The sequence below is a fragment of the Achromobacter sp. FW305-C-13 genome, from assembly GCF_058783475.1.
Genome location: NZ_JBYSYN010000001.1, coordinates 2,214,010 through 2,234,704, shown reverse-complemented (window position 1 = coordinate 2,234,704; position 20,695 = coordinate 2,214,010). Strand labels below are relative to the sequence as shown.

Below are 20,695 nucleotides of genomic sequence, written 5' to 3'. Positions count from 1 at the left end.
TTAGGCGTGCCTATCGCTCTGTGTGGCGTCGCGCCAGTTGCTTTACAGGATCCTTCATGACTGCCTCTTCTTCCTTCGATTTCCTTGCCCACAACCAGGCCGCCTGGGACCAGCTAGCCGCGCAAGATTGCGAGTGGTCGCGCCCCGTCACGGCCGAGGCCATTGCCGCCGCGCGCGCGGGCAAGTGGTCGGTGCACCTGACGCCGGGGCCGTTGCCCCAAGGTTGGCTCGATCACCCTCAAGGCCTGCGCATCCTGTGCCTGGCTTCGGCGGGCGGCCAGCAGGCGCCGGTGCTGGCTGCGGCCGGCGCGCAGGTGACCGTGTTCGACGCGTCGGAAAAGCAATTGGACCAGGACCGCCGCGTCGCCGCGCGCGACGGACTTGCGCTGGACGCGGTGCAGGGCGACATGCGCGACTTGTCCGTGTTTGACGACGCGTCGTTCGACGTCGTGTTCCACCCGATCTCGAACCTGTACGTGCCGGACGTGCGCCCCGTGTGGCGCGAGTGCCACCGCGTCTTGCGCCGCGGCGGACGTCTCTTGTCCAGCTTCTACAACCCGATCGTGTTCGTGGGGGACCGCGACCCGGCCTACGCGAAGCAGGGTGTGATCCGGCCGGCCTATGCCTTGCCCTATGCCGACACCCGCGACCTGGATGCCGCAGCGCTGGCGGCCAAGCTGGCGCGCGGCGAGGCGGTGGTATTCGGGCACAGCCTGGCCGACCAGATCGGCGGGCAGTTGGAAGCGGGATTCCTGCTTGCGGGCTTTCACGAAGACCACCAGCCCAATCCCCGTTTCCTGATCGACCGCTACGTGCCGACCTTTCTGGCCACCTACGCCGTCAAGCCCGGCTAGGCTTCGACGCGCGGCTCAGCCCGCGATCTTGCGGTTGCTGCTGTCGCGCACGACCAGTTCGGGCGCCAGCCGCAGGCTGTCCGGCTGGCCGCCCGCCAATTTCTGCAGCAGCAGTTCCAGGCCCAGCCGGCCCATCTGGTGCATGGGCGAATGGATCGTGGTCAGGCCGATGGGCAGAGCCCCCGCAAGCGGCGTGTCGTTGTAGCCCACGATGGCGACGTCGCGGCCGGCTTCCAGGCCCTGGTCGCGGGCAGCGCCCATGACGCCCACGGCCAGGAAGTCGTTGACGGCGAAGATGGCGGTGGGGCGATCGGCGGGCGACAGTAACCTGGCGCCGATATCGCGGCCGGCGTCCGTGTCGAACGGGCTTTCAATGCGCCAGTGCGCAGGCACCTCCACGCCGTGCTGCGCGCAGTAGGCGAAGAAACCTTCGGAGCGGTCGCGGCCGGTGCTGGCGAAGGGTTCGCCCACCATCACGGCGATGCGGCGGTGGCCCATGCCCAACAGGTGCTTGGCGGCCAGCCGGCCGCCTTCCAGGTCGTCGCAGGTGACCGCGCAATGGTGATCGGCATGGCGGCTGACCAGCACGAAGGGCACGTCGCGCCGCGCCAGCTCGGCCAGGAGCGGATTGGGCGTCGCGTTCGCGGGCGCGCTGTGCGCGTCACCCAGGATCAGGCCGTCCACGCGGCGCGCCAGCGCCATGTCGATCAGTTTGCGCTGCTTGTCCGGTTCGTCCTGCGTGTTGGACACGAAAGTCAGGTAGCCGTGTTCGGCCGCGGCCTCGTCGATGCCTTCGTAAATGGTGGCCAGCACCATGTCCGACAAGCGCGGCACCAGCACGCCGATCGTGCGGCTGCGCCGCGTCTTCAGGCTGGCCGCGTGGGGATTGGTTTGGTAGTGCAACTCGGCGGCCAGCGCCCGGATGCGTTTCACCGTGTCCGGCGCCGCGGCGCCGCGCGCATCGTCTGCGGATCCGTTCAGGACGCGCGACACGGTGGAAACGTTCAAACCGAGCTGCCGCGCCAGGCTTTGCAGCGTGACAGGGCGCGATTTATTCATGGGGCTGGAGGATACACGCGGAAATAGCGCAGCAGGGCATATCTCGGCAACCTAGGGTTTTCACTGAATCGATTTTTGCGTTTGGACCCCTTAGCATTGCGCAACCCAAACGTTTGGGTAAAACGACTGGATCGAATCGCAATGACAACTGAAAGCCAGAATTCCCGGTTCCGGTACCGGATCTTCACCATGGTCGTGCTGCTGGCGCTGATCAACTACATCGACCGCGGCGCCATGTCCTACGCAGCCGCGCACATCACCGGCGAGTACGGGCTGGACCGCGGGGCCTGGGGCTCGGTGCTGGGCTACTTCGGCTACGGCTACATGGTCGGCGCGCTGTTTGGCGGCATGCTGGCCGACCGCTACGGCCCGCGCAAAGTCTGGATCGTGGCCGGTGTCGCCTGGTCCGTGTTCGAAATCGCCACCGCCTGGGCGGGGGATTTCGGCCTCGCGTTCCTGGGCGGCTCGGCGCTGGCCGGCTTCGCCACCATCCGCATCCTGTTCGGTGCGGCTGAAGGACCGGCGTACTCCATCATCAACAAGACCATCGCCAACTGGGCGACTACGCGCGAACGCGGCTTTGTGGTCGGGTTCGGCCTGCTCAGCACGCCGCTGGGCGCCTTGTTGACGGCGCCGGTGGCCGTGGGCCTGCTGACCCTGACCGACAGCTGGCGCGCCATGTTCTTCATCCTGGGCGGCGCAGGGTTGCTGGTGCTGGTGTTCTTCATGCGCATCTTCACTGACCGCCCCGAGACCAACCCGCGCGTGTCCCCGCAGGAACTGGCCGAAATCCAGTCCTCGCGCGCCCAATCGGCCACTGGCGCCCAAGGCGCCGATGCACCCGTGCTGCCGTGGTGGAGTTTCTTCCGCAGCAAGACGTTAATGCTGAACACGCTGGGCTATTTCGCCTTCATGTACGTGAACTTCCTGCTGTTGACCTGGACGCCCAAGTACCTGCAGGACAACTTCGGCTACAGCCTGTCGTCCCTCTGGTACATGGGCATGATTCCCTGGACCGGCGCCTGCATCACCGTGCTGCTGGGCGGCCGCATTTCGGACCTGCTTTTCAAGCGCACGGGTAGCCTGAAGATCGCCCGCAGCTGGTTCGCCGCCGCCTGCCTGCTGGCCACTACCCTGTGCTTCCTGCTGGTCTCGCAGGCGCAATCGGTGTTTGCCGTCATTGCGCTGATGACCCTGGCCAATGCGCTGAACGCCTTGCCCAACTCGGTCTACTGGGCCGTCGTGATCGACACGGCGCCCTCCAACCGCGTGGGCACCTTCAGCGGCCTGATGCACTTCTTCGCCAACATCGCCTCCATCCTGGCGCCGACCCTGACGGGCTACCTGACGGCGCGCCATGGCTATTCGGTGATGTTCATCGCCGCATCGGTGGCGACAGCCGTCGGCATGGTCGCTATGCTTCAGGTGCGCCCGGGCGCGGGCCCGCGCATGCCCGCCAGTCCGGCCCAGCCTTCGGGAGCTTCCCAATGACCCAATCCAACCCGACTTCCCCGCAGCTTGCCGTCGAACCCGGATTCTTCCGGGGGCGCCGCATCGCCGACTTGCAACAGGCCATGGCCAGCGGCAGCCTGACCGCCGAGGATCTGGTGCGCCATGCGGGCGCCGCCATTGAACGGCTGAACCCGCAGCTCAACGCCTTCGTCCACGTCGACATCGCCGCCGCGCTGGCCACCGCCCGCGAACGCGACGCCGAACGCGCAAGCGGCAAGGTGAGGGGGCCATTGCACGGCATTCCCGTCGCCATCAAAGACAACGTCGATACGGCCGACATGCCCACGACGATGGGCGCCGCCCATTTCCTCGGCCACCGGCCGCAGGCGGACGCGCGCTGCGTGGCGCTGCTGCGCGAAGCCGGCGCCATCGTCGTCGGCAAGACGCTGACGCATGAATTCGCCTACGGTCCCACCGGCGACCGCAGCGTGCAAGGCGCGGCGCGCAACCCGTGGCGCACCTCCCAGATGACGGGCGGTTCCAGCGCAGGGAGTGCCGCCGCAGTGGCCGCCGGCATGGTGCCGGTCGCGCTGGGCACGGATACCGGCGGTTCCGTGCGCGTCCCCTCTGCGCTATGCGGCCTGGTGGGCTTCAAGCCCACGCATGGCCGCGTCTCGGATGCGGGCGTGTTCCCGTTGGCGCCTACGCTGGAAGACCCGGGCGTGCTGGCCAACTGCGTGGAAGACGCGCAGGTTTTCATGCAGGCCTTGAGCGGCGGCGCGATTGCTCCCGCTCCCGCCATCGCCGCCACGGCCAGCCTGCGGATGGGATGGGTGGCCAACGTCCCCTTCGCCATCGATGACGCGGCCGTCACCGCCTGCGTGCGGGCGGCAGCGGAACGCTTTGCGGGCGGTGCCGTGCAAGCGGCGCCCGAGGTCACGCCGCACGCGCGTGCCTTGCAAAGCGCGCTGGGCGCCATTCAGCGCGCTGAAGCCTATGAGGTGCACGCCGAGCGCGTCGAATCCGAACCCGGCAAGTTCGATCCGGAAGTGCTGGAACGCCTGCGGGCCTCGCGCCCGGTGCAGGGGTGGGAGTATGTGCGGGCCTTGAAGGAAAGGGCACGCCTCCAAGCCGAATTCGCGCGGCTGTTCCAGCAGGTGGATGTGCTGGCGTTGCCGGCCGTCGCCATCACCGCGCCCGCCTTGCAGCAACGCAGCGTGGCGGGCCCCGGCAGCGCCGGTGTGCGCGAGACCTTGCTGGGCTTGACCAACCCCTGGAACGTGCTGGGCCTGCCCGCCATCAGCCTGCCTGCGGGCTGGGTGAACGGCATGCCGGTGGGCTTGCAACTGGTGGCCGCGGCGGGCGCCGACGAGGCCCTGCTGGCGCTGGCCGCCAGCCGTTGGCAAGCGCCGCAGGCGGCCTGACAGGAAAGGCCTGCCGGTCCTACTTCGCGTGGGCGGGCAGGTCCAGCTTGCTGCGCCGCGGCATGACGGGGCGGAATGGCGGCGGTAGTTTTTTTCGTTTGCGGCGTTGCCGGGCGGCTCCCAGAATGGCTTGGCGGCGCGGGCTTGCTGGCCTGCGTCGACATCCAAAAATAATGAGGAGACGTTGTATGCAGGGCTTTACCCGCAATCCGTTGTTCGGCGCCGTCTTGAGCGCATCGGCGCTGTTTGTTGCCTTGCCCGCCCAGGCGGTATCGCCGCCGCCCGCCCAGGGGCAGAACGGCATGGTCGCCAGCGCGCACAAGCTGGCCAGCCAGATCGGCGTGGACGTACTGAAGCAGGGCGGCAATGCCGTAGACGCGGCCGTGGCCGTGGGCTATGCGCTGGCCGTGACCTTGCCCCAAGCGGGCAATCTGGGTGGGGGCGGCTTCCTGGTGATCCGCATGGCCGATGGCCGCGAGACCATGGTCGATTTCCGCGAGGCGGCGCCCCTGGCCGCGACCGCCGACATGTACCTGGACCCGGAGGGTAAGGTGCGCCGCGAAGCCGTGTCGCGGTCCTGGCTGGGCGCCGCGGTGCCGGGCACCGTGGCCGGACTGGAGTACGCCCGCGACCACTATGGCACCATGCCCAGCAAGCCGCTGGTGATGCCGGCAGTGGCGCTCGCCCGCGACGGCTATGCGTTGACTCAATGGGACGACGTGGTGGTCCACGCCGACCTGCTGACCACCTTCGCCAAGACCGATGCCTACGTCGGCAAGTACTTTCTGAACGGCGGCCGGCCCTACCGTGCCGGTGAAACGTTCCGCCAGCCTGCGTTGGCCAAGACCTTGCAGACCATCGCCGACAACGGCCCGAAGGCGTTCTATCAAGGGTGGATCGCGGACGAAACCGTGCGCGCCAGCAAGGCGGGCGGCGGCATTTTCGCACCCGAGGACTTTGCACAGTACAAGGCGCTGACCTACAAGCCCATCCACTGCAGCTACCGGGGTTATGAACTGGTGTCCGCGGCGCCACCAAGCTCAGGCGGTATTTCGCTGTGCGAAAGCCTGAACGTGCTGGAAAACGTGTCGCTCAAAGACATGGGCCTGCGTTCCGCCGCCAGCACGCACCTGTACATCGAAACCCTACGCCGCGCGTTTGCGGACCGCAACGTCGAGCTCGGCGACCCGCGCTTCGTCGAGAACCCGGTCGACAACCTCATCTCGAAATCCTACGCGCAACAGGTGCGCGCCAGCATCGATCTGGGCCGCGCGACGCCCTCGTCGGCGATCAAGGGCGGCACGCCGGTCAAGGAAGGCAGCCACACCACCCATTACTCGATCGTCGACCACGCGGGCAATGCGGTGTCCGTCACGTATTCGCTGGGCCTGCGCTTCGGCACGGGCAAGGTGGCGGGCGACGCAGGCTTCTTTCTGAACGACACTATGGAAGGCTTCACGGCCAAAGTGGGCGCACCCAATGTCTTCGGCCTGATCCAGGGCAAGGCCAACGCGATTGCCCCGGCCAAGCGTTCGCTCAGCTCCATGACGCCCACGGTGGTGCTCAAGGACGGCAAGGTCTACATGGTGACGGGCAGCCCCGGCGGCCCGCGCATCATTACGACGACCTTGCAGACCATCCTCAACGTCATCGATTACGGCATGGATGTGCAAGCCGCCGTCGACGCGCCGCGCATCCATCATCAATGGCTGCCGGATACCGCCTATCTGGAAGCGGGCGCGCTGTCGCCGGACACGCAGGCGTTGCTTGAAAAAATGGGCCACACGTTCAAAGTCGAGGAAAACTGGAGCGTGGCCGACGCGATCGTGGTGGACCGCGATCGGGGCCTGATCTTCGGCGGCCACGACAACCGGGCGCCTGCCGGCGCGGCGTTGGGCTACTAAGCGCCAACGCAGGCGCCCGTGCCCGACGGCGGGCAGGGCAGACGGCGGCCGATCGGCCGCCGTCGTTCTAGATCGGTCCGACCGAGGTCCCGAAACGGATGGCGCGGCGCCTGCCCTGCACGGAGAATTCCTCTTCGGCGCCGTCCGCTTCGGAAGAACGCACCCACATCATGGCCGACAGGCCGGATTTCGCGTCGTAGCTGCCGAACCAATCGATCAGCCGTCCGACATAGCAGCGCGCGCCGACGTGCACCGCGACATCGGCCACGGTCTCGTAGGAATAGTGCCCCGGGCCGTATTGGTAGTAGCGGTCCCGCTCGTCCTCTTTCACGCCCGCGGGAATGGGGCACAGCGGCCGGGCCGGCGCGCCGGGCTGGCTGGTCGAGCCTTCGCCACGCGCGGATTCGGGGTCGATCCGGGCCAATGCCTGCGTCAGGCCGGCATGCATGGCGTCGTCCAGCACCACAACCTGGGCTTTGTCGGAACGCTTCTGTTCCTTCGGCACCTGCAGTTGATAGCGGTATTGCACCGTCAGCGTGGGCACCTCGCCCACGGCGTGGAAGGGGCGCAGCAGGTGGATGTGATCCACGCCATAGGTGCTGTTGCGGTAGGCCGCGTAGACGCGGCCGCGCAGGCGGATCCACTCGCCGGCCTGGTTCGAGCCGCGGCCGTTCAGTGTGTACAGGCCGGACGCGGCTTCGCCATTGGCGCCGACAGCCTCGGTATAGCGCCCACCATTGCGGCGCAGCGCGCTGACGTCCGAGAACAGGCCTGTGCCACCCGTGTACGAATCCACCACCAGGTCGCGCTGGCCATCGCCATCCAGATCCATCAAGGTGTAGGACGCGACGCCGTTCTCGCCGCCGGCGTCGATGCCGGAGGCCTGCAAGGCCTGCCATTCGTCCGGCGTGACGCCCTCGGGTCGCTTGATGGGGAATTTGGCCAAGTCGTCATCGTCGTTTTCGCGCACATTGGCGAAGGTCGTCGCGCCGGTCTTGACGGATAGCGCCGCCAACGTGTCTTCCACGGGAAACTCGGCGTTCGTCCGGCTGGCGGCTTCCATGGCCTGGCGCAAGTCTTCCAGCGCCAGTCGGTCGGTCTCGTCCGGCACGTAGGCGGTGGCGCTGCGCAACATGTCCTGCAACGCGCTCAGGCGCAACAGATATTGGTCGCGGATGCAGTTGGCCTGGGCGCCGCATCGGTTGCGCGCGCGGAGCCAGTCGCGCTGGTCCTGGCGCAAGGCCTCGCGTCCGTCGGGGCGGGCAGCCCCCAGTTTGCCGTATGCCGCCGACAGCTCGCTGTCTTGGTGCAGCAGGTCCGCGTCGGCGCAGATGGTCAGTTCGGTTGGGGTCTTGGCTTGCGCGCAATTCATGCCGGCGGCAAGCGCGGGCTGGGCAAGCGGCGCCAGCGCGAGTAGCGCGCCAAGCAGGGGTTTGGGGATCAGCGTCAAAGTTCGGCGAGAAGTGTGTAAGGTAGAGTGCATTACACGATTGAACCGTTGAACCAGGCAAGCCGCCCGTTGCGGCGCGCGCCAATTTTTGTTGTGAGTTCCATGATTGATGACCTGATCCAACTGGGCAAGCTGATCAGCCTTGGTCTGGCGCTGATGCTGCCGCTGGCCAATCCGCTGACTTCCATGACGCTGCTGTTGTCCCTTGGCCAGCAGATCCCCTACAAAGAGCGTGAACGCCAGGTTACCCAGGCCGCCTTCTATGTCGTCGGCATCATGCTGGTGACCTATTACGCGGGCGCGTGGATCATGCACACCTTCGGCATCTCGATCCCGGGCTTGCGCATCGCCGGCGGCCTGATCGTGGTCAGTATCGGGTTCAGCATGCTGTTTCCGCCTGCCGAGTCGCGCACGCTGGAATCCGAGGCGGCGGCCGACGCGCAGCAGCGGCAAACACCGAACATCGCGTTCGTACCGCTGGCGCTGCCCGGCACGGCGGGGCCGGGCACCATCGCCATGATCATCAGCGGTGCCGCGTCCGTGGATACCGCTATCACGCCCGACTACGCGCCGTGGGTGATCGCGGTGACCCCCATCATCGTGTTCGCGTTGCTCGGTGTCTTCTTCTGGGTGTGCCTGCGTTCGGCAGGCCGCATCGTGGCCGTGATCGGCCAAAGCGGCGTCGAAGCGATCTCGCGCGTCATGGGCTTCCTGCTGGTCTGCATGGGCGTCCAATTCGTGATCAACGGCGTCCTGGAAATCGTGAGCCAGCATGCAGGCGGCTAGCCAGTCGGCCCGCGGCGGTTGGCTGCGCCGTGGCGCCTCCATCGCAGGACGCCTCATCGGCAGCCTGCTGGTCGCGGCATCCGCCGTGTGGGGCGTCTTGGCGCTGGTTTATCAGGCGCCGGGCGGACGATGGGGCAAGGCTGCGGCCATCCTGCTCTGGGCGGTGCTGTGCGTCGGGGCGCTGATTGCCCTGTGGCGGGCGGACCCGTGGCGCCGGCGCGCCGCATGGGCCTACGTGGCCGGCTTGGTTGCGCTGTGCGGATGGTGGCAGACGCTTGCGCCGTCCAATGACCGCATCTGGGCCGATGATGTGGCGAAGATGCTTCGGGGCACGGTCCATGGGCCGATCGTCACGCTTGAGAACGTGCGCAATTTCGATTGGCGCTCGGACAACGACTACACCGTACGTTGGGAAACCCGTCAATACGACCTGGACCAACTGGTGTCGGTGGACATGGCGCTGTCGTACTGGGCAGGCCCGGCGATCGCGCATACGCTGGTGTCGTTCGGTTTCGCGGACGGCCGTCACGTGGTGTTCTCGGTCGAGATCCGCAAAGAGCGCGGCGAGCAATTCTCGGAGATCGGCGGGTTTTTCAAGCAGTTTGAACTAAGCGTGGTGGCCGCCGAAGAGCGCGACATCCTGTATGTCCGCGCAGGTCCACGCGGCGAAAGCGTCTACCTGTATCCGGTGCGCATGCCCGTGCCCGCCATGCGCGAATTGTTCCTGTCGTACGTCACCACCGCCAACGCGCTGGTCGATACGCCCCGCTTCTATCACACGGTCACCGCCAACTGCACGACGCTGGTCTATCAAATGGTGCGCGCCATCGTACCGGGCTTGCCGCTGGACTTCCGCATCCTGCTGTCGGGCTATCTGCCTGAGTACCTGTACGAGCAGGGTGGGCTGGATGCCAGCGTGCCGTTGGAGGTCTTGCGCCGGCAGGCCGCAGTCGGCCCGCTTGCCGCCCCGGGCGGTGACGCCGTGGCGTTTTCCCGCCAGATCCGCCGGCATGATGCGCCCGCGCCAGCGGGCGCAACCCCATAGCGCCGACGCCTGCTACACCTGATAGGCGCGCAGCAGGGCGTCGACGCCGTAATGGCAGGTGGCCAGGTGATCGGCGTGCGGGCCCTCGGCGTAACCGCCGACCAACCGGGCATGGAACGCGATACCGTTGATCAGGTTGCCCAGGGTCAGCGCGGCTTGGCGCGGGTCGTCGATCTTGAGTTCGCCCTGTTCGCAGGCGTGCCGCAGGCACTGTTCCAGCGGTGTGTGGACCTGGCGGTCCACCGCCTCCTGCAAAGCCGCGGCCAGTTGAGGCATCCGGTGGCATTCCGACACCAGCAAGCGGTGCAGGGCGGCCGACCTGGGTTGGACGGCATAGGCCAGCAGGCGCACGGCCAGATCGTGCAGGGCTGCCCCAACAGCTTGGCGAGGAGGTGTCGCCAGGAACACCGCGGACCGCAAATTGTCCAACTCGTACTGCAACACCGCGGCCAGCATGCCTTCTTTGTTACCGAATAGCTGATAAGCCGTTGCGGCGGACCCCCCGGCCTGCTGCACGATGCGCTGGATGGAAGTCTGTGCGTAACCGTGCTCCAGCAGCGACTGGCTGGCCACTTCCAGCAGCCGCAAGCGCCGGGCGTCGCCCTTGCTGGTCCGCGCGCGCGACGTCGAATCGGTCGAATCACAGTTCACCCGTTTCTCCCCGTTTCCGAAGCGTGATATCGGACCAATTTACTCCACTTCGGGTTTGTAATGTAGAGTACATTACACTCTTAAGCGCTTCACGCGTGCGCATTTTTCACGTGGGTTTTGGGCCTGGTATCAGAACCGGGCGATTTTGAAGGAGGGCGCCAAGATGTTCTGGTTGGCCCTGAGTATTGCCCTGATTGTTGCGGTCGCCATCGGTGCGACCCTGTTACGCCACCCTGGCGTTGTTCTCTACGACTGGATCGCCACTCGTCAAGCAGCCCCTCGCGCGCGTCCTGCCACGCCCGCACCGCAAGCGCAGCCCCGCCCCGCCAAACACGCCGAACCCGCCGCTCTGGCGGGATAGCCGCTGGCAGCTGATCCGTTGCCAGCGACTCCCCTGGCAACGCCTCCCCGGCTACTACCCGTAAAGACGAAAAAAAGGCCATCCCATGTGGGATGGCCTGAAGTCAGAAAGGGCGCCCCGACTCTGCTCAGTTAGGGCGGCCCGTCGCCTGCTTAGAAGCGATGGCGGATACCGACGCCAACCGTGCTCATCTTGTTGCCGTCGATGAAAGCGGCGCCATCGGCGTAGGACGCCAGGGCGTACAGGTTGGTCCGCTTGGACAGATCGTACGTGTAGCCCAGGCTGTAGATGTCCATGGCGTACAGGTTCTTGTTCGGATCAGCACGCTGCCACGACGCGAAGACGTTGCTGGCGCCGCCGATCGGCGCGCTCACGCCGACCATGTACGAATTGATGCGCAGGCCGTCCCACGTGAAGCGGCCATTGGTGAAGCCTTGGCCCATGGCGGAGCCACCGGCTTGCTGGCGGCCGCCCATCAGCGAGAAGTCTTGGCCGGCGAACACGCCGTCTTCCGAACGGCCATAGGCCAGCGACAGCTTGACCACTTCGAAGTCGTAGGCGCCGCCGATGATGAACTGCTGCGGTTGCGGCTGGTTCGGCTTGCGGTATTGCACGTCGTACGACAGGGCCAACTTCAAGGGGCCGTTGTCGTAGCGCACGCCAGCCGTGATGGCGCGGTTGTTTTCCTTGGTCTTGAAGCCGGTCGGGCCTTCGACGTCATCGGTCGAGAACGAATAGCCCACGCCGCCCTGGAAACCGCTCCAGACCGGGGTCTGGTACATGACCATGTTGTCATAGCGAACCGTGTTGGCCGCGCTGAAGGCCATACCCATGTTCGCGTTCAGATAGTCCAGCGAGAACGGGTCGATGTCGCCGAAGTACTTGGAGGCGATGTTGGTCTGACGGCCCAGTTCGAGCAGACCCCATTGGTCGCTGCTCAGGCCGACGGTGGCTTGGCGGCCGAACAGGCGGTCGCCTTGCGAACGGTTGCCGTTATTGGCCGTGAAGCCGCTTTCCAACGTGAAGACCGCCGACAGGCCGTCGCCCAGGTCTTCCGTGCCGCGCAGGCCGAAGCGGGATCCGTTCTGGATGCCGTCGTTCATGCCGATCCGGGATTGGTAATCACCGCCATACACGCCACGATTCGAATCGGTGGTGCCCACCTTGCCGCGTTGGTAGGTCAGACCCAGGTCGACGATACCGTACAGGGTGACAGACGTCTCAGCCTGTGCTGCGCCGGCCATGCCAGCCAGAATCGCGCCTACGAGCAAAGTTTTTGTTAGTTTCATATCCACATCCGGTTCTAAGGCTTGTATTGCCTGCTTTCAGCGCCGTGAAAGCAGCCCAGGCCTCAACAATAGGGAACGCCACCGGAAAACATGAAACTGAAAACTACATAATGGTTCGGAATATACAAATAAGGGCCAGATTTGATAGTGCCCTCTCTGACGGCGGGCTGACGGCAATAAATTTAGTTACTTGGTTCACATATTAAAACTCGGCATTTATGGCTTAAGAACAACAGTCGCCGCAAATCCGGTTATTCCGAATTCGAAATTTTACGACTAAGCATTGATATTATTCGAGAAAAAATTGTCGAGCTATTGCGTACAAATTGATAAAGTGTTTCTATCATTTCGTTGCGATTGAGACGGTATCGCATCTATATTGAGCTGACATCGCATTTTGGTGCGAGTATCCATAATGCCGATCCATGAAAAAGCGCATCGCGCCGGTCGGCGGATGCGCAGTTGCGGGGCCAGGTTTTGCCCCGGTTTGCAGAGGTTGGCGGGCGGTCAGCAGGCCGGTCTTTGTAACCCTAGATGGCCGCGCAGCGTGCTGTGTTCATACTCGGTGCGAAACAGCCCGCGCTTCTGCAGGACGGGAACGACGTGGTCGACAAAGTCGTCGATGCCGCCCGGCAAGGCAGGGGGCATCAAATTGAAGCCGTCTGCTCCTTCGTTTCTGAACCAGGTTTCCATCTGATCCGCGATCTGCTCGGGCGTGCCGACCATGGTGCAATGTCCGCCGCCGGCGGCTAGCCGGCCCAGCAGCTGGCGCACGGTGGGCTGTTCGGTCTCGATGATCCGCAGAATGGTCGCGTAGCGGCCTTTCGGTCCCTTGAAATCGGACAAGGGGGGAAGCGCGGGGACCGGCGCGTCCAGTTCCCACCCGGAGCAGTCCTGCAGCACGAAGGTCCCTAATTGGCGCAGAGACGCATCGCTGGGCAGCAGCACGTCCAGCTCGCGTTGCTTGGCCCGGGCTTCGGCTTCGGTCGAGCCGACATAGGTGACCAGGCCCGGCATGATCGGGACAAAGACGTCGCGGCCTGCGGCGCGCACGCGCTGCTTGATGTCGCGGTAATAGGACTGCGCCGCGGGCAGGTCGTACGCCACGGCGTAAATGGCTTCGGCGCGCCGGGCGGCCAGGTCGCGACCCTGGTCGGAGGCGCCGGCCTGGAACAGCACCGGGTGGCCCTGAGGCGGGCGCGGGACGGTCAGCGGGCCGTCGACCAGGAAATGGTCGCCGTGATGGTGAATCGGATGAACCCGTTCAGGTACGCCGTACACCCCCTCGCGGTCGATCGCCAGCGCCTCGTCTTCCCACGAGTCGAACAGCCGGAGCGCGACATCCACGAATTCTTCGGCGCGGGCATAACGCCAGTCGTGTCCAGGCATGGCTTCGTAGCCATGGTTGCGTGCCTCGGCGTCGAACATGGAGGTCACCACGTTCCAGCCCATGCGACCGCCTGAAATGTGGTCCAGCGACGCGACCATGCGGGCGGCGTGGAAGGGCGTGAAGAAGGTGCTGGAGACGGTGCTGATCAGGCCGATGCGGGTCGTGGCCCGCGCAATGGCCGCCATGGTGGTCAGCGGTTCCAGATACCAGCGCGGTCCATCGCCGATGTTATCCATCGACTGTCCGTCGGCGAAGAATATGGCGTCCAGCTTGCCGCGCTCGGCGGTGCGGGCCAGGGCTTCGTAATAGCTGATGTCGCCCAGGCGTTCGGCCGCTGAATCCGGGTGGCGCCACGCTGCGCGGTGGTGGCCGCAGCCGAAGATGAACAGGTTCAGGTGCATCATGGCTGTCAATTCTTGACGAGCCCGCCGTCCACGACCAGATTCTGGCCGGTCACGCTGCGCGACCAGGGGCTGGCGAAGAACAGCACGGCGTCGGCGAATTGCTCGGGCGTGGTGACGGCGCGCAGCGGCGTGCTGGCGGCGATCAGGTCGAACACCGCTTCGGGCGTGGCGGCCGACGCGTCGGTCGTGCGCAGCAAACCGCCCGACACCATGTTGACGGTGATGCCGTCGGGGCCGAGGTCCTGCGACAACGTGCGCGTGAACGACAGCAGGGCGGCCTTGGCGGCCGTGTAGTCGTGGTAGGGCACGACGGGGTTCTGGACCAGGTTGGTGCCAATGTTGATGATGCGGCCGACGCCGGCGCCGCGCATCCCGGGCAATGCTGCCTGCGTGGTGTTCAGCGCACCGCGCACGCTGCCTTCGATCTGCTGGTTCAGGTTGTCCCAGGTCAGCGTGTCGGCATGCGGGCGGGCGTCGCCATTGAATTGGAAGGCGGGCAGGGCGTTGTTGACGACGGTCGTGACCGGCATGCCGAAGTGGCTTTGCGCCTGAGCGACCATCGCTTGCACCGCTTGCGCGTCGCGCACGTCGGCCTGGATGGCTAGCGCCCGACCTGGCTCGGTGGCGGCCAGTGCCTGCGCGGCGTCGGCGCTGTTCAGGTAATTGATGACCACGCGGGCGCCTTCGCGCAGGAAGGCGCGCGTGATGTGCGCGCCCAGGCCGCGGGCGCCGCCCGTGATAATGACCAGTTGTTCGTTCAGGGCGGGGGCGGAGTGTGCAGGTGACATGATCGGGCTCGTCGTTTCCATCGGCAGGCACGCAAACGGGTGCCGCAAGCGGGCGAACTTAGCATGAAACCATGCGTTGACATTGCCTCGCCGCTCTCCTAATCTTGCGGCAATTCCTGGGGGAGCCCTGTTTCGGGCTGAGACTCCGCGTCATCGCGGTAACCCTTTGAACCTGATCCGGGTAATGCCGGCGAAGGGAAGGACATCGCACGACTCGTGCGCCCTCCCTAGCTTTTCATCCATCTTGCGGCCCCAACATCCAGTCGGGCCGCTTTGTCGCGCGCCCGGCTGCCGGCCGGTCGCGGGAGGGCTGTACCACCATGTTGACCCAATCCACCGCCTTGATGTGGCTGCTGCTGTTTTCAGGCGGTTTCGCGCTGGCTAGTGTGCTCTACACGCGGCGCAAGCGCGGCACGCTGGAAGACTACATCGTGGCCCGCAACAGCCAGGGCGCCTTCGGCACCATCCTGACACTGATGGCGTCCACCTTGGGCGCCTGGATCCTGTTCTCGCCGGCACAGGCCGCGACTTGGGGGGGCCTGGCCGCGGTGATCGGCTATGCGCTGGGTTCCATGTCGCCGCGCCTGGTCATGATTCCGCTGGGGCGGCGCATGCGCGAACTGATCCCGCACGGGCACACGCTGACTGAATTCCTGATGGCGCGCTATGGCCGGCCCATGTACGGGCTGGCGCTCTTCATCATGCTGTTCTATCTCTTCATCGCCTTGTCGGCCGAAGTGACCGCGATCGCCAAACTGGTCACCATGCTGGCGCCGGTGCCGCTGTGGGCGACTGCGGCCATCGTGATGGGCACGACCCTGCTGTACACGACGTACGGCGGGTTGCGCTCGTCGATCTTCACGGACCAGGTGCAGATGATGGTCATCGTGCCCTTGCTCGTGATCCTGTGCGTGGTCGGCTGGCAGGCGGCGGGCGGCGCATTGCCGACGATCGAAGCGTTGCAGGCCAAGGCGCCCCAATTGCTGGACGTGACGGATCCGGGTGGCGTGAAGGCCGGGCTGACGTTTTTCGTGGCGATCCTGCTGACGGGCATCTTTCACCAGGGCAACTGGCAGCGCATCTATGCCGCGAAAGACGCGCGGGCGATGCGCAACGGCTTCCTGTTGGGTGGCATCCTGGCTGCCCCGTTCATCTTTTTGATGGGTTTGTTCGGCCTGGCATTCGTGGGGCTGGCCCCGGCGGGCGACAGTTCGATCGCGCTGTTCAGCGTGATCATGCCGCATGCGCCCGCGTGGTTTGTCATCGCGCTGATTCCGCTGGGCCTGTCGCTGGTGATGAGCACGGCCGACACGGCGATCAGCGCGGTGTCCAGCATCGTCGCGGTGGACATGCGCCGCCTGATGCCCAACGCCAACGGCATGGACATGAAGCGGCTGGCCCGCTGGGCGGTGCTGCTGCTGGCCATCCCGGTCATGATCGTGGCGTCCCAGGGCTACAGCGTGCTGTACCTGTTCCTGTTGGCCGACCTGCTGTGCTCGGCTGCCGCCTTCCCGGTGTTCTACGGCTTGTTCAGCCGCAAGCATGACGGCCTGACCGCGACCACCGCGACGGTATCTGGCCTGGTGGCGGGCCTGTTCTTCTTCCCCGCGCCCGGCGACAAGCCGACGTTCCTGTTGGAATCCTTCCTGTTGGCGGCGTTCGTTCCGGTCGCAACGACGGTGCTGATGCGCTTGTTGCGGCGCGGCCGCCAGGAATTCGATTTCGCGACGCTGAGCGCGGCGGTGCGTCGGCTGGATCGAGACTCCGTGTAGGATCTTGAGCGCAGGGCGGGCGGTGAGAAAACAAAAAAGCCTTGGAACACAACCGTGTCCAAGGCTCTTTTTTCTGGAATTTGGTGGAGCGGAGGAGGATCGAACTCCCGACCTTCGCATTGCGAACGCGACGCTCTCCCAGCTGAGCTACCGCCCCATGAAGCAAGACCAAAACTATACAGGAACAATCTGGCGGCGCGCAACACGCCGCCAGACAAAAATTTTCAGACGAATTCCAGGGTGGCGATCACCGGTGCGTGGTCCGACGGCTGCTCATTGCGGCGGGGTTCCTTGTCGATCACGCAGGCGATGCAGCGCTTGACCAGCGGGGCCGACAAGAGCACGTGGTCGATCCGCAGGCCGGCGTTGCGACGGAAGGCGAACTGGCGGTAATCCCACCACGAAAACGACTTTTCCGGCTGTTCGAACAGGCGGAAGGAGTCCGTCAGGCCCAGGTCGAGCAAAGCACGCAGCGCGGCGCGTTCCGGCTCGGACACAAGGACCTGGCCTTCCCATTTCTCGGGGTTGTGTACGTCTTCGTCGGCGGGGGCGATGTTGTAGTCACCCAGCACGGCCAGGCGCGGGTACTGCTTGATCTCTTCGGCCAACCAGTTGTGCATGGCTTCGTACCAGGCCAGCTTGTAGACGTACTTGTCCGAATCCAGCGACTGGCCGTTGGGGCAGTAGGCGCACACGACGCGCACGTCGCCTTCGGGGCTGGGAAAGGTCAGGGCCAGGACGCGCTGCTGGGGGTCTTCGTAGCCGGGGATATTGCGCACCATGGAGGTGCCGGGCACGCGCGAAATGATGGCGACGCCGTTGTACGTCTTCTGGCCAGCCCAGACCGCGTGGTAGCCGGCTTCCTTGAAGGCGGCCTCGGGGAACTTGTCGTCAGTGAGCTTCAGTTCCTGGATGCACAGCACGTCGACCGGATTGGCGGCCAGCCAATCCAGGACTTGCTGCAGGCGCACGTTAAGGGAGTTCACGTTCCAGGTGGCTAATTTCATGGTTCTTATCGGTCGTTGACGAGTGCTGCGGCGCTTGCGCCAGCAAGTTCCGGAAAGACGCCGCTGGCTTGGATGCAGCATGCGCGACTGGCCGTGGCGGGCCATCCGGGCGAACGACGAATGATACCTTGCGTGGCCCAGGGTGTAGCGGGGCGCCGCGCTCCGTTTGCCGGGCCTGCGCGGCAAACACCGACGCAACAATCTAGTGAGAATTGCTGAACATTATCGCCGGTATCATTTTGTAGTATCTCCACTGAAAGAATAATGAAAGGTGGAGAAAATGGCGATTTGCAGTGACTGCGAGGGTATCGTGCAGCAAACGCGCGGGGCGGCCGGCCATGCCGGGCTGATCAGCCTTGGGGCAGTGCGCAGCCTGGCGGCCGTCACCCGCAAGGCGAACCACGAAGCTTTTGTCTGCGGGGTTTGCGATACCGAATGGGACTACTTGCACGACAAGCGCGACCCCAAGGCCGGGTGGACGCGGAATTGATGGGCGCAAACCCGCCGCGCAAGCGGGTCAATGCTCCGAGCCGCTGTTGAGCATCCGGCTTTTGGCCTTTTCGATATGCGCGCGCATGACGTTGCGGGCGCCGTCGGCGTCCTGGTCCCGGATCAGGCGGTAGATGTGACGGTGCTCGTCGATTGCGGCGCGCGTGCGTTTCCAGGGTTCGCTGTGGACCAGGTGGCGCATGACGTTCACGGCGTGGCTGACGTCGTACTCCAGCGATTTCAGGACCTGGACGAAGCGCTGGTTGCTGGTGGCCGCCGCGATGGCACGGTGAAAGCCGTAGTCGTGGTGGTGGGCGATGGCGCCTGAGGCGTCGGCCTCTTCGTAGCCCGTCAGCATGCGGTCCATCTCGCGCAGGTCGTCGGTGGTGCGACGCAGGGCGGCCAGGTAGGCGCATTCGGGCTCGATCACCATGCGCAGCTCCAGGCCTTCCAGAATGTGGCCGACGCGGCGCGCAGGGTCCACGGCGGGCATGCCGCCCATCAGGTCGGGCTTGGCGCGCACATAGGTGCCTGATCCGCGGATGGAGTCGACCAACTGGTCTTCGCGCAATCGGTCGAGTGCTTGCCGGACCACAGGGCGCGACACCTCGAACAGCGCGGCCAGTTCCAGTTCGGTGGGCAGCTTGTTGCCGGGCGCGATCTTGCCGGTGGCGATGGCGTAGAACAGGCTTTCATAGACGCGTTCGGCAAAGCGCTCGGCGCGCACATAGCCCAGGCCAGAGGCCACTTCGGCCAGCACGTCCAGTTCGGGACGGGGGCGGGCGGCGGCTTCCAACAACGATTCCAGCTGCGGGTCACGCACGTCGCTCATCGGGGCGCTCCTGATGAATATGCCGGGTTTGTCATTCGTGATGACAAGCCGCGGCGGGGTGGGCTTCCAGTATAAATCCCTGAAATATTAGGGATTACCCGAGGCGTCAGAAAAATGTCCTGAAGCTTGGGACAAAAGCTGTCAATTCAATTGACAAGTTGCGGCGGCCTCTCGTACCTTGCTTGAAACCTCATGGATTCCTGCCCGAGACGCTGCACGCGCGTCGGCGCCTTTTCCGCAACCGGCCGTCCGGCCGCTACTTTACTCCGCACATCGTGACTCAGAAGAACTTTATCGCCAATGAATGGGTGGCTGCTGCCGCCGGTGAAACCATTCCCGTCCTGAACCCGTCCGATGGCAAGGCCTTCGAGGCGATCGCCCGGTCGGGCGAGGCAGATATCGACCGCGCCGTGCAGGCCGCCCGCCAGGCGTTTGAAGGCGAGTGGGGCCAGATGGCGCCCGCCGCGCGCAGCCGGTTGCTGATGCGCATCGCGTTTGCGCTGCTGGACCGCCAGGAAGAACTGGCGCAGCTGGAATCGGCCGATACGGGCAAGCCCATCAAGCAGGCTCGCGCGGACGCCGCGGCGGTTGCACGCTATTTCGAGTTCTATGCCGGCGCGGTCGACAAGCTGCATGGCGAGACCATTCCCTACACCCCGGGCTTCACCGTGCTGACCGTACGCGAAGCGCATGGCGTGACGGGCCACATCGTGCCCTGGAACTACCCCCTGCAGATCTTCGGCCGCAGCGTCGGCGCGGCGCTGGCCGCGGGCAACGCCTGCGTGGTCAAGCCCGCCGAAGACGCGTGCCTGTCGCTGTTGAAACTGGCCGAGATCGCTGCCGAAGTGGGCCTGCCCGCCGGCGCGTTGAACATCGTCACCGGCTACGGCCATGAAGCCGGCGCTGCGTTGACCGCGCATCCGGGCATCGACCACATCTCGTTCACCGGTTCGCCGCAGACTGGCAAGATGGTGGCGCACGCCGCGGCGGAAAACCATGTGCCGGTCACGCTGGAACTGGGTGGCAAGTCGCCGCAGGTCGTGTTCGACGACGCCGACCTGGACGCCGCCATGCCGGTGCTGCTGGCCGCCATCATCCAGAACGCCGGCCAGACCTGCTCGGCCGGCAGCCGCGTGCTGATTCAGCGCGGCGTGTATGAGACCGTGATCAAGCGTCTGTCGGAGGCCTTCTCGGCCACCGTCACCGGCCCGGCCGCGCAAGACCTGGACGTGGGCCCGCTGATCAGCGCTCGCCAGCATGACCGCGTGCGGGGTTTCCTGGCCGAGGCCGAAAGCGAAGGCTTGAAGGTTGCCGCGCGCGGCAAGCTGAAGGACGGCACGCCGGAATCCGGCTACTACCAGCCGCCCGTGCTGTTCCGCGACGTGCCGCCCGACAGCCGCCTGGCGCAGGAAGAAGTGTTCGGCCCGGTGCTGGCCGCGATGGTGTTCGACACCGAGGAAGAAGCGCTGGAGATCGCCAACGGCACGCTGTACGGCCTGGTGGCCGGCGTGTGGACCCGCGATGGCGCGCGCCAGATGCGCCTGGCCCGCAAGCTGCGCGCCGGCCAGGTGTTCGTCAACAACTACGGCGCCGGCGGCGGCGTGGAGCTGCCGTTCGGCGGTTCGCGCCAATCCGGCTATGGCCGTGAAAAGGGCTTTGAAGCGCTGTACGGCTTCACCACCCTGAAGACCATCGCGATCCGTCATTGATCGCGCGGCGGGTGGCGTCCGCCACCCGG

At 65.4% G+C, this 20,695-nt stretch carries 17 protein-coding genes, 1 tRNA gene and 1 riboswitch; of the genes, 9 read left to right on the top strand and 9 right to left on the bottom strand.

Annotated elements, in window-relative coordinates; all coding sequences use genetic code 11:
- Nucleotides 1–56 precede the first annotated feature (56 nt).
- Nucleotides 57–854 (top strand): class I SAM-dependent methyltransferase, encoded by a 798-nt coding sequence (locus tag AC3WMU_RS10030; RefSeq protein WP_492282244.1) that lies wholly within the window; start codon nt 57–59, stop codon nt 852–854.
- 15 nt (nt 855–869) lie between these two features.
- Here the strand turns inward: AC3WMU_RS10030 and AC3WMU_RS10025 are convergent, their stop codons facing one another.
- Nucleotides 870–1,913: a LacI family DNA-binding transcriptional regulator gene (locus AC3WMU_RS10025; RefSeq protein WP_492282243.1), complete on the bottom strand. Its 1,044-nt coding sequence runs from the start codon at nt 1,911–1,913 to the stop codon at nt 870–872.
- A gap of 141 nt (nt 1,914–2,054) precedes the next feature.
- Here AC3WMU_RS10025 and AC3WMU_RS10020 point away from each other — a divergent pair, with 141 nt between their 5' ends.
- From AC3WMU_RS10020 to ggt, 3 genes are all read left to right on the top strand, one after another.
- Nucleotides 2,055–3,404 carry an MFS transporter gene (locus tag AC3WMU_RS10020; protein ID WP_280029370.1) on the top strand — a complete coding sequence of 450 codons (1,350 nt, stop codon included), beginning with the start codon at nt 2,055–2,057 and terminating at the stop codon, nt 3,402–3,404.
- Nucleotides 3,401–4,789: an amidase gene (locus AC3WMU_RS10015; RefSeq protein WP_280029369.1), complete on the top strand. Its 1,389-nt coding sequence runs from the start codon at nt 3,401–3,403 to the stop codon at nt 4,787–4,789. Before AC3WMU_RS10020 ends, AC3WMU_RS10015 begins: the two co-directional genes overlap by 4 nt.
- 188 nt (nt 4,790–4,977) lie before the next feature.
- The gene (ggt, locus tag AC3WMU_RS10010) at nt 4,978–6,693 is read left to right on the top strand and encodes a gamma-glutamyltransferase (RefSeq protein WP_280029368.1); all 1,716 of its coding nucleotides are present in this window, start codon (nt 4,978–4,980) and stop codon (nt 6,691–6,693) included.
- 67 nt (nt 6,694–6,760) lie between these two features.
- Here the strand turns inward: ggt and AC3WMU_RS10005 are convergent, their stop codons facing one another.
- Nucleotides 6,761–8,143 carry a lysozyme inhibitor LprI family protein gene (locus AC3WMU_RS10005; protein ID WP_492282242.1) on the bottom strand — a complete coding sequence of 461 codons (1,383 nt, stop codon included), beginning with the start codon at nt 8,141–8,143 and terminating at the stop codon, nt 6,761–6,763.
- 102 nt (nt 8,144–8,245) lie between these two features.
- On the opposite strand from AC3WMU_RS10005, the gene AC3WMU_RS10000 reads away from it, so the two are divergent.
- Both AC3WMU_RS10000 and AC3WMU_RS09995 read left to right on the top strand, forming a co-directional pair.
- A complete protein-coding gene (locus AC3WMU_RS10000; RefSeq protein ID WP_006224096.1) occupies nt 8,246–8,929 on the top strand; it encodes a MarC family NAAT transporter in 684 nt (227 codons plus the stop codon).
- Nucleotides 8,916–9,974 (top strand): Lnb N-terminal periplasmic domain-containing protein, encoded by a 1,059-nt coding sequence (locus AC3WMU_RS09995; RefSeq protein WP_492282241.1) that lies wholly within the window; start codon nt 8,916–8,918, stop codon nt 9,972–9,974. The genes AC3WMU_RS10000 and AC3WMU_RS09995 overlap by 14 nt, the downstream gene beginning before the upstream one ends.
- A 12-nt stretch (nt 9,975–9,986) precedes the next feature.
- Here AC3WMU_RS09995 and AC3WMU_RS09990 read toward each other — a convergent pair whose 3' ends face one another.
- The 4 genes from AC3WMU_RS09990 to AC3WMU_RS09975 form a co-directional block, all read right to left on the bottom strand.
- Nucleotides 9,987–10,625 (bottom strand): TetR/AcrR family transcriptional regulator, encoded by a 639-nt coding sequence (locus tag AC3WMU_RS09990; RefSeq protein ID WP_492282240.1) that lies wholly within the window; start codon nt 10,623–10,625, stop codon nt 9,987–9,989.
- A 513-nt stretch (nt 10,626–11,138) separates the two neighbouring features.
- Nucleotides 11,139–12,275: a porin gene (locus AC3WMU_RS09985; RefSeq protein WP_035212919.1), complete on the bottom strand. Its 1,137-nt coding sequence runs from the start codon at nt 12,273–12,275 to the stop codon at nt 11,139–11,141.
- Nucleotides 12,276–12,782: 507 nt separating this feature from the next.
- Nucleotides 12,783–14,069 (bottom strand): LLM class flavin-dependent oxidoreductase, encoded by a 1,287-nt coding sequence (locus AC3WMU_RS09980; RefSeq protein ID WP_492282239.1) that lies wholly within the window; start codon nt 14,067–14,069, stop codon nt 12,783–12,785.
- A 5-nt stretch (nt 14,070–14,074) separates the two neighbouring features.
- Nucleotides 14,075–14,857, bottom strand: coding sequence for a 3-oxoacyl-ACP reductase (locus AC3WMU_RS09975; RefSeq protein WP_454676628.1), 783 nt, complete (start codon nt 14,855–14,857; stop codon nt 14,075–14,077).
- A 108-nt stretch (nt 14,858–14,965) separates the two neighbouring features.
- Nucleotides 14,966–15,073, top strand: a riboswitch (TPP riboswitch).
- 104 nt (nt 15,074–15,177) lie between these two features.
- Between AC3WMU_RS09975 and AC3WMU_RS09970 the strand changes: the two genes are divergently transcribed.
- Nucleotides 15,178–16,629 (top strand): sodium:solute symporter family protein, encoded by a 1,452-nt coding sequence (locus tag AC3WMU_RS09970; RefSeq protein ID WP_006224090.1) that lies wholly within the window; start codon nt 15,178–15,180, stop codon nt 16,627–16,629.
- A gap of 81 nt (nt 16,630–16,710) precedes the next feature.
- Here AC3WMU_RS09970 and AC3WMU_RS09965 read toward each other — a convergent pair.
- Nucleotides 16,711–16,786: transfer RNA gene (locus tag AC3WMU_RS09965), tRNA-Ala, on the bottom strand.
- 67 nt (nt 16,787–16,853) lie between these two features.
- On the bottom strand, nt 16,854–17,636 hold the full coding sequence (gene xth / locus AC3WMU_RS09960; protein WP_424625240.1) for an exodeoxyribonuclease III: 783 nt from the start codon (nt 17,634–17,636) through the stop codon (nt 16,854–16,856).
- A 280-nt stretch (nt 17,637–17,916) separates the two neighbouring features.
- Between xth and AC3WMU_RS09955 the strand changes: the two genes are divergently transcribed.
- Entirely contained in the window at nt 17,917–18,126 is a 210-nt protein-coding gene (locus AC3WMU_RS09955; protein WP_006224088.1) for a hypothetical protein, read from the top strand.
- Between the two features lie 27 nt (nt 18,127–18,153).
- Here AC3WMU_RS09955 and AC3WMU_RS09950 read toward each other — a convergent pair whose 3' ends face one another.
- Nucleotides 18,154–18,957 (bottom strand): FadR/GntR family transcriptional regulator, encoded by an 804-nt coding sequence (locus AC3WMU_RS09950; RefSeq protein WP_006224087.1) that lies wholly within the window; start codon nt 18,955–18,957, stop codon nt 18,154–18,156.
- 272 nt (nt 18,958–19,229) lie between these two features.
- Here AC3WMU_RS09950 and AC3WMU_RS09945 point away from each other — a divergent pair, with 272 nt between their 5' ends.
- Nucleotides 19,230–20,666 carry an aldehyde dehydrogenase family protein gene (locus AC3WMU_RS09945; protein ID WP_167390054.1) on the top strand — a complete coding sequence of 479 codons (1,437 nt, stop codon included), beginning with the start codon at nt 19,230–19,232 and terminating at the stop codon, nt 20,664–20,666.
- Nucleotides 20,667–20,695: the final 29 nt, after the last annotated feature.